Genomic DNA, 9277 nt, shown 5'->3' with positions numbered 1-9277 from the left:
CTAACGAACTGCCGGACCCCATCGCATAGCTATCGGCAAAAATTGCACCGCAACCAGAGATCGGGCTTACGATCGCGGATGGCAAAACGATCATGAGGCGTCTGCCGCAGCTCGTCGTTAAACCGCAGTGTGAGGCCTACGTGCTGACGAGCCGGTATTGCACCCGATTGTCAGACGTTCCGGCGCATCGAGGGCTACGGTAAACGCAAAATCCGAACAGTCTATAAGTCAGCAATCGCGCATTATGAATTGTCGACGCTATCCCTACTTGTGTGGCGCTTCGGCCGTTTTGCGCGATATTTGCCCTGACGGTAATTTCCGACGGGGCTGAGATCATGAAACGCCTACCAAAGGCGTTACCGAAGCCTGCAGCGCACATCCTCGATTGGTGTTCTTGCCGCGCTTGTCGCACATCGGCGACAAGAGGGCTTGATGCGTCTCATGCTTTCCAAAGTCGCTGATGTTTGCCGCCAGCCCGGCGCATTCCGGCACATGGCGCGCCGCGTGTCGCCCTGCGCGTCGGGCAAGTCCGAGCTTGATCCTATCTGCCCGGATGAAGTAGTATCAGCATATAGTGCATTTTTCGGGGCGGTTTATGAAACGCTTTTCAATCTCTTGCGCCTTTGTGGCGCTGCTCTTCTCTGGCGCGGTCTTTTCGACTTTCGCCCATGCCGCTCAATCGCGGGCCGCCGTCCCGCAGGGTTGCGCCGCGATCGTGAAGGCGAGGATCGTCGCGCTGGAGCAGGCCTATCTGCTCAATCGCTTCTCGGCCTATGTGCCGGCAGGCATGATGTTCGTGCTCGAGGCAGACATAGAGTCGCTCGACAAGGATGCGGAGCCGAAGCCCGGCCGGGTCAAGCTGCGGGACGCTAAGCGTCCCCGCCCGCTGGTGTTGCGCGTCAACAAAGGCGATTGCCTCGAGGTCACATTCACCAATCTGCTCGCCGAGCAGAGGGGGGTCGAAGGCGGGACGCCGCCGGACAATGACGGCCGGCTTCCGGGGAGCCTTCGCGCGCTTCCCGGCCGACCGGGATCGAGCCGGCTGGTCGAGGCGGAGAAAGTCAGCGTCGACGCGCCGCGGACCCGCTCGGCGTCTTTCCATGTCACGGGGCTTTCCGTTCTTCCGATTGCGCCGCAATCCTGTCCGCGCGACGCGGCTTGCGGCGGCGACGGCTCCAATGTCGGCCTTCCCGAGCAGCAGGGCGTCGTGTTCCATCCGGATACGTCGATGGCTTCCCGCGCCGCATTTTCCGGATTGGGATCGCTGACTCCGCCCGGCCACACCACGGTGACATTGTGGAAGGCGAGCGACGAAGGCGCCTTTTTCGCCCATTCCACCGCGGCGCCGGTCGGCGGCGAGGGCGACGGCGGCCAGATCGGGCTCGGCCTTTTCGGCGCCGTGATCGTCGAGCCGACGGGCTCGCGCTGGTACCGATCGCAGGTCACGCATGACGAGCTGTCCCGGCTTCGGGGGCCCGACGAGACAGGGCGCCATCCCTATCGCGCCATCGACTACGATCGCGTCGCGCAAGTGAAGGGACATTCGCGGCCCGTGCTCGCCATGCTCGATGCGGATCGCAACATCGTTCATTCCGACCTCAACGCCATTATCGTGCGCGACGAGCACAAAGATCCGGCGGCGGACTCCCAGCAATGCCAGAAGACCCATTTCGCGAGCTCCTGCGGTCGGCCGTATCGCGAGTTCACGGTGATTTTCCACGATGAAGTCGACGCGGAGCAGGCATTTCAGGAGCTCGCCGACGAGAACAATCCGCTGCATCAGGTCCGTGACGGCATGGGCGTGAACTATGGCGTCGCTGGCATGGGCGCGCCGACGCTGACGACGCCGCAATTCAACACGCCGGACATTCTCAAGCCGGGTCCCGCTAATCATTGCCCCGAATGCCGCGCGGAGGAATTCTTCCTGTCCTCCTGGGCCAATGGCGACCCCGCTCTCATTTTGAAATACGACGACAAGGACGAGCCGATCGGCGCGCGGTATCCCGACGATCCGTCGAATGTGCATCATTCCTATCTCGGCGACCCGGTGCGCTTTCACAATATCCACGCCGGTCCCAAGGAGACGCATGTCTTTCATCTCCATGCGCATCAATGGGTGCTCGACGAATCCGATCCGCATTCGAGCTATCTCGACTCGCAGACGATCGCGCCGGGCGCGACATTCAGCTATGGGATCGCCTTCGGCGGCTCGGGCAATCGCAATTACGCTCCCGGAGATTCGATCTTCCACTGCCATCTCTATCCGCATTTCGCGCAAGGCATGTGGGAACTCTGGCGCGTCCACGACGCTTTCGTCGACGGCAAGCCCGGCCTTTTCGATCCCGAGACGCCGATCGGCGTGCGGAATGATCCGGGCAGCATGAATCTGCCCGATCCCGTCGTCAAAGCGGGGATCGAGACGCCGGCCGTGGTTCCGATCCCCGGCTCGGCGCTGGCGCCCATGCCTTCGGCGCAATTCCGCGGTTATCCATTCTATATTCCCGGCAAGCCCGGCCATCGGCCACCGCAGCCGCCATTGGACATGGACGTCGCCGCGGCCGATTGGACCGATATGGCGTCGGAGCCCGCCGCCAATTCCATTGTCAATGGCGGCTTGCCGCGCCATGTCGTGGGCCATGGCGAATTGGAGCGCAGCGCGCAGAGGTCGCTCGAGAAAGGCGGCGAGGCGGCGCAGCTGATCGCCGCCCGCGTGGCGGCGCAGGATCCCGCCGCGCTCGACGCTTTCGCCTGGGAATGGAGCAAGATCGGGATCGAGCCCTTAGCGCATAGCGGCGAGGCGCGTGAGCGCGCCGCCATGGCCTTCCACGAAGGCGCGCTCGCGGCGCCGGGGCTCGAGCGCGTCATTTTGCCGAACGCTCCGCATCCAGAGTGGTGGGTCGCGCGTGTCGCTTATAAGACCGACATTGCGGCGGCGCTCCCGATGCAGAAATCGGCGACGCGCACGCCCTACTTTCACGTGAATGGCCGCCCGCGGGCGCCCGGCGCCCCATTCGCGGACCCCTGTCCGCAGGATGCGCCGCATCGGGACTATCGCGGCGCCTTCATCCAGACCGAGCTGACCTACAACAAGCACGGCTGGTTCGATCCGCAGGGACGGATCGTCATTCTCGAGAACGACATCAAGGACGTCATCGACCCCGACCACCGCTCCAAAATTCCCGAGCCGCTGTTCTTTCGCGCCAATTCCGGTGAGTGCATCACTTTCAAATCCTCGAATTTCGTTCCCAGCGCCTTGAACATCGACGATTTTCAAATCTACACGCCGACCGACACGATCGGTCAGCACATTCATCTCGTAAAATTCGACGTGACCTCCTCGGACGGTTCGGGCAACGGCTGGAACTATGAGGACGCGACCTTCTCGCCGGACGAGGTGCGCGAGAGGATTTTCGCTTGGAACCGCGCCAACGCCGCGACGGGCGCGGACAAGCTGCGCCCGCGCGCGCATCCGCTGTTTCTGCCCGGCGGCGATATTTACGAGGCCGCCAGGAGCCATCCGGAGCATCCCTTCTACGCAAGGCTGCTGGAGAAGGGGCGCTGCCCGGAGCAGAAGCTCGGCGAATCCGACCCGAGCTACGAAAAACGTCTCGGAGACCACCATCCCTATTGTGGCGCGCAGCGCACGACGCAGCGTTGGTGGGCCGATCCGATCCTCGATCGCTCGAACGACAAGGACGACACTCTACGCACGGTCTTCACCCATGACCACATGGGTCCGAGCTCGCATCAGCAGCATGGGCTCTATGCGGGGCTGGTGATCGAGCCGGCCAATTCCGTATGGACGCGCATCGGCGCCTCTCTGACGTCGGCCGAGCTGAGAGCGGCGTCCGCGAGCGCGCTCGGATGCGATGCGCCTTCCGGCGATGCGCGCCGTTCGCCGATCTGCGACAAGCTGCTCGGCGGGTCCGATCTCGCGGTCAAGACGGCGGCCTCGCTGCTCGCGCCGCAAAACCGCATCGAAGGCGTCGTCGAGCCGCGCGCGCCCTTGCGCCTTCAGAGCGACGGCGGCCCGACCGCGACCATGGCCAACATTGTCGCGCCCGGCTGCACAAAGGACAGCGACTCCAATCCGCTGCAACTCGACGATGGGCGCAATCATCCGCCGCAGGCGCCCTGCGAGGAGAAGCGGCTGACCAATGACACGCGCCGGGAGTTCATGCTCGCGCTCGCCGATTTCGGCGTCGCCTATAATATGGCGCTCGAGCCCATCAATCCCGAGCCGCGCGGCGATTCCGGACGGCGCGACGAGAGCGCCCGCCGTTTCGGACGACGGCATGTGGCGCAAACGCCCGCGCGCCCGCTCGGCATTTCGTCGGAAGATCCCGGCAGCCAATATTTCAACTATCGCCACGAGCCGCTGGCTTTGCGCGTGAGTGAGGAGACGAGCAACGAAAAGCTCGGCGGCTGGGATTATCGTCAATCGATTCTGCGCGCCGATCTCGCGACGAAATGCGGCGCCGGGAGCCAGGATTGCCTCGGCGATCCGGCCAACGCCTTCAGCACGCTCGCACATTGGCGGCGGGATCGAAAGCTGGCGACGGAGCCCATGAGCGTCTCCGTCTCGCCCGCGATCCGCGAATTCGCGCGCTCGCGGGGCGAGGAGGCGAGGCTCGACGCCGTCGTCGCCAGCGCCGAGAATTGGCGGCGGCGCTTCAATTGCATGATCTACCCGGAGTCGATGATGGGCGCCGCCCAAGGATGCGCGCCCGACATCATCCGGCTGGAGCCATGGCGCGTCTTCGGCGATCCGGCGACGCCGATTCTGCCGGCGTTCGAAGGCGATCCTATACAAATCCGTCTCATCCAGGGCGCGCAGGAGGCGCAGCACATCTTCACGATGAACGGCGTGAAATGGCCACGGCAGCCCGGCCTCGTCGAGAAAAACAATTCCGGCTGGGTCAACACGCAGCCGCTCGGCATCTCCGAGCATTTCGAATTCGAAATGTCCGTTCCCGGCTTCAAGATGCCGCATATCGACTATCTCTATTTCGGCTCCTCCGTGGATCAGCTGTGGGACGGGATGTGGGGCGTCATGCGCAGCTATCTGCCGTCCGACGATCCCGGCAGGCGCAGGCATGTCCATACGCCCGTGGCCAAAGCCGTCGATCCGCGGCTCCATGAATTTTTCGATCTCACCAATGTTCTCGCGCCGCTACCGGGCGTCGATCGAAGCGCGGCAAATGAGACGCTGCGTGCGGCCGAGCCGGATGATTGGACGCGTCTCCATCAGAAATTCGAGCAGCTCAAAGCCAAGCGCGACGCCAAGCACGATCGCGACGCCGAGCACGCGCGCGACGTCAGGCGCCAGCGCGACGCGCGGGACAAGCCCGCCGAAAGCGTCGCCGCGGCGTCCGGCGAGGACGCCGATCTCTGCGTCGATTCGCCCAAGGGTCACAGCCCGGCCAATCATCACCGCTTTTTCGATGTGAGCGCCGTTCGCGTCTGCGACCTCTACGACAATTGCGGGAAGTCTTCCTCCAAAGGCGTCGTCTATAGCGAGCGCTTCGACATTCACGACGAGAAAGCGCTGATCTATGTGCTGGAGGAGGAGGGCGTTTGCGCGCGCGCGAGCGTCGAGAGCGCCATTCCCGATTGCGAGGCGCATGAGAATTCCTGGCGCGCCGAGAGCAACCGCCAGACGCTCGCCCGGTTGCGCGGCGAATTTGCCGCGGGTCGTCCCGTGGAGCCGCTGGTGCTGCGCGCCGCGGCGGGCGATTGCCTGCACGTCAATCTGCGCAATCTCCTGCCGGCGCGGCTCGACGACGGCCCGAAGGTCGGGGTGGGCGACGCGCCGGCGGAAGTCCCGGAGGCGCGCGCGTATCACAATCTTCTGCCGATGATCACCGACGGCTTCAATATGAATCAGTTCCGCATGTCGAGCTCGGTCGGCCTGTCGGCGCCGCGTGTGGCGCAGCACCCGGCCCATGGCGACGGCAGCAATATCGGGCTTAATGCGCCGATCGTGGTCGCCCGCGAGACGGCCGGCCGCCAGCTCGACCTAAAGCGCATTTTCGAAAAAACGCCGGACAGCCTGCATCGGCAAGGCTCGCTCGCGCCGCCTTGCGTCGGCCGCGACGACGTCGACGGCGAGCGCGAGAGCCGCTGCCGGGCGAGCTATATTTGGAGCCTCGTCGATTTTGTCTTCGAGCGTCCGGACGAATATCGGCCGGTCGAATTCGGAGCGCTGCCGCTGCGCGGCCTCGGCGATCCGATCAAGCATCCGGCGCATGGGCTCGTCGGCGCGCTGACCGTCGGACCGGAAGGATCGCGCGTCTGCGCGCAAAATCGCTTCGCGCGGGAAATCCGCCTGCGCTCCGGCGCGACGCGCGCCGTGCCCGGCGGCGTGAGCGCCGAAATCTGCCGGCCCGACGGACGACGCTATGTCGATCATGTGCTGGTGATGCAGGATGCGGTCAACGCCACGCGCGGCGGCCTGCCGCTCCCTAATCTCTCGGGCGCGGAAGAGCCCGACGATTATGGCGTCAAGGCCATCAACTATAAGACGGAGCCTTTATGGGCGCGGCGCGGCGGCGATCCCAGCATCGGTTTCTCCGATCGCAACGGCGACGATTTTGCCGGCGTTCTGACCTCGGCGACGACGGCGCCCGGCGATGTTCCGTTTCACTGCCTCTCCGGCGCGCCGCCGGTCCTGGCAATGCGCAATCCCTGCGATCCCGAGACGCCAGTCCTCGCCGCGCGGCCGGGTGAGACAGTGCGCCTCGGAATCGTCCATCCGGGCGGCCACACGCGCCAGCAGGGGCTGGCGCTCAGCGGACACGCCTGGAACCCCTATCCATGGGCGAAGAACTCGAGCGTGCTCGATCCCGCTCAGGGCTCGCATATCCGCCAGGGCGTCTACAACGCCTTTGGTCCGATGATGGGGATCTCGCTGGAGATCGCCGCCGGCGGCGAGGCTCGGACGGCGATGGACTATCTGTTCCGCAGTCAGGCGAGCTTCCTCTTCGACGGCGGCCAATGGGGCATTCTACGCGTTCGGCCGGATGAGTCGCCGCGGCGTCCGGCCGAGCCGTGATTGCGAGGGAGCCGGAAGGACGCGGACCATGCGCGCGATCGATCGCCTCGTGACGGCGGCGGCGAGATGCATGCTGGCGCTCGCCGCCGCGGCCGCTCTGTCCGTCGCCGGCGCCGCGGGAGAGGGCGCCGAGCAGAACGGCGAGATGGAGGATGGTGGGACGCTGGTCCGCTGGAGCTATGTCCCGACCGCTCCCGGACTCGGACAATTGGGCGTCGAGATCGTCGACGCCGCCTCTGGAACGCCGCTCCGCTACGAACGCGGCCGGCTCGCCGCCTGGCTGCAACGCCGGCGCGACATGCTGCGCGATTCGGAGCCGAGCTGCGCGGAGCGCGTCAAGACGCTCGTCGAAGCCGGGATCGGCCGGCGCGCCGACATAGATGTGAACGGCTATCGCTTCGTGACCTTGAACGGCGACGGAACCTCGGCGTTCATCAATCCCTTCGTGGGCCTCGACAACGCCAAGCTCGAATCGATCGTCGAATTGGGCGGGACGCCCGTGAATTGGATCGTCGCGCCGGACCGGATGGAGTTCTGGGCGCTACTCGAATCCGGACGGCTGGTCGTCGTGGACGCGCAGCAGCGCAGAATCGTCCGCACGGTCGAGCTGCCCGCCGGCGCGAGGGCGCGTGATCTCGCGCGCGATCCTGTCGCGCCCATTCTCTGGATCGCAATGCCGGGGCTGGGCGCAATCGGCCGGCTCGATATGTCGCGGCGCGACTCCACGCTGGTCACGGCGCCGTCGCCGGCGGCGGGCCGCCTGATCGCCATAGAGTCGCCGGCTGCGTCGCGCGCGCCTGTTTCGAGACCCCCCTCCGGCGTTCTCGTCCTGCAGCCGTCCGGCGAGGTGGAATGGCGCGACAGCGACGGCGGCTCGACGAGCTGGCGCATCGACGCGCGGCCCCCCACGGCGGCGCGCTATAGCGCGCTCGGCAGGCGCTTCATCGTCGCCGCGGCGGATGGACAAATCGTCTGGATCGACCCGTTCGGCGGCGGCGATATCGAAAGACGCGCGCGGCTCGATCATGCGATCGACGTCTTCGCGCTGTTCGACGACGGACGATACGGGCTCGCCATCGGCGCGGGACGCGCCAGCGTCATCGATATCGCATCGGCGCGGATCGTCGCCGATATGCGGGCGCCGGGCGGCGCGCTCCGCCTCGTCTTCACCGCCTCATTCGCCTACGCCATAGATGCGGCCTCCGGCCATGCGACCATGTGGCCGCTCGCCGATTTGCGCGCGGGACGCGAGCAGCCGGTCGACGTCATCGTCGGCCGCGCCGATCCTTCCGCATCCGCCGACGTCCCCGAGGGGATGCGGTCGGCCGTCCCTGGCGCGGATGGCGCCGGCTTGATCACGGCGAGCGCCGCCGATGCGCGGCTCTACCAATATAGCGAGGGGATGATGGCGCCCAATGGCGGCTTCTCCAACTACGGACGCACGCCGCTGGCGCTCGCCGTGCTCGACACCTCCTTGCGCGAGACGGCGCCGGGACGGTTTACCGCCGCGATCCGTCATGACCGCGGCGGCGTCCATGATCTGCTGCTCGCCGGGCTCGCACCACGCCTTTCGGCCTGCGCGCGCATCGTGCTGCCTGCGGTCGACGATGAGCAGGCGCTCAAGGCGCCGCGTCTGCGCGCGACTTTGGTTTCCACGACGCCGCTGCCGGGACGCGCCCCGATCGAGACGCTCATTCGCGTGCGCCTGCGAGAAGCTTCCGACAGCGGCGCGGGAGGCGCGATCGCGAACGCTCCCGATCTCACTCTGCTGGTGTTCGATCGCCTGCGAGGCTGGCAGACGCGAGCGCCGCTGCGACGCACAGCGGACGGTGAATATGAAACCCAAATCGCGATCCCGCGGCCGGGGCGCTACGCGCTGCACGCCGCGAGCCCTTCGCGGAACCTTTCGTTCGTCGAGGGCGCCATGGGCGAAGCGCAGATCGGAGCGGCTCCATGATCGCGACAACGACCGCCCTATTGCGGCTCGTCGGTTTTCTGCTTTTCGTCTCGACCGCCGCGGGAGCCGACAGAGCGGCGAAATGGCCCTCGCCTGGCCCGGAGCTGCCGGCGGTGACGCTGCTCGATCATGAGGGGCGCGACGTCCGATTGGACGAGGTGGGACGCGAGCGGATCGTCATCGTCAATTTCTTTTTTCCGCGTTGCGCCACCTGTCGATTTGCCTTTCAAGGCGGGACTCGCCCATTCAACGATTTCAATTAAATA

General features: G+C 65.8%; 4 protein-coding genes. 2 read left to right on the top strand and 2 right to left on the bottom strand.

All coding sequences use genetic code 11. The features are described 5' to 3' along the window. Positions 1-333: 333 nt before the first annotated feature. Positions 334-540, bottom strand: coding sequence for a DUF6880 family protein (locus KP010_RS23470; RefSeq protein ID WP_371824256.1), 207 nt, complete (start codon positions 538-540; stop codon positions 334-336). Positions 541-595: 55 nt separating this feature from the next. On the opposite strand from KP010_RS23470, the gene KP010_RS22060 reads away from it, so the two are divergent. Together KP010_RS22060 and KP010_RS22055 are read left to right on the top strand one after the other, a co-directional pair. Further along, the gene (locus KP010_RS22060) at positions 596-7054 is read left to right on the top strand and encodes a hypothetical protein (protein WP_216281835.1); all 6459 of its coding nucleotides are present in this window, start codon (positions 596-598) and stop codon (positions 7052-7054) included. A gap of 28 nt (positions 7055-7082) precedes the next feature. Continuing rightward, positions 7083-9011 carry a hypothetical protein gene (locus KP010_RS22055; protein WP_216281834.1) on the top strand — a complete coding sequence of 643 codons (1929 nt, stop codon included), beginning with the start codon at positions 7083-7085 and terminating at the stop codon, positions 9009-9011. A gap of 17 nt (positions 9012-9028) precedes the next feature. Here KP010_RS22055 and KP010_RS22050 read toward each other — a convergent pair. Further along, positions 9029-9277 (bottom strand): hypothetical protein (locus KP010_RS22050; RefSeq protein ID WP_216281833.1); only part of this gene is annotated, 249 nt, incomplete at its 5' end.

Origin of the sequence: Methylosinus sp. KRF6, from assembly GCF_018887255.1 — a bacterium.
Lineage (GTDB): Bacteria > Pseudomonadota > Alphaproteobacteria > Rhizobiales > Beijerinckiaceae > Methylosinus > Methylosinus sporium.
The sequence above is the reverse complement of the archived record's forward strand: the minus strand, read 5'-3'. Positions and strand labels throughout refer to the sequence as shown.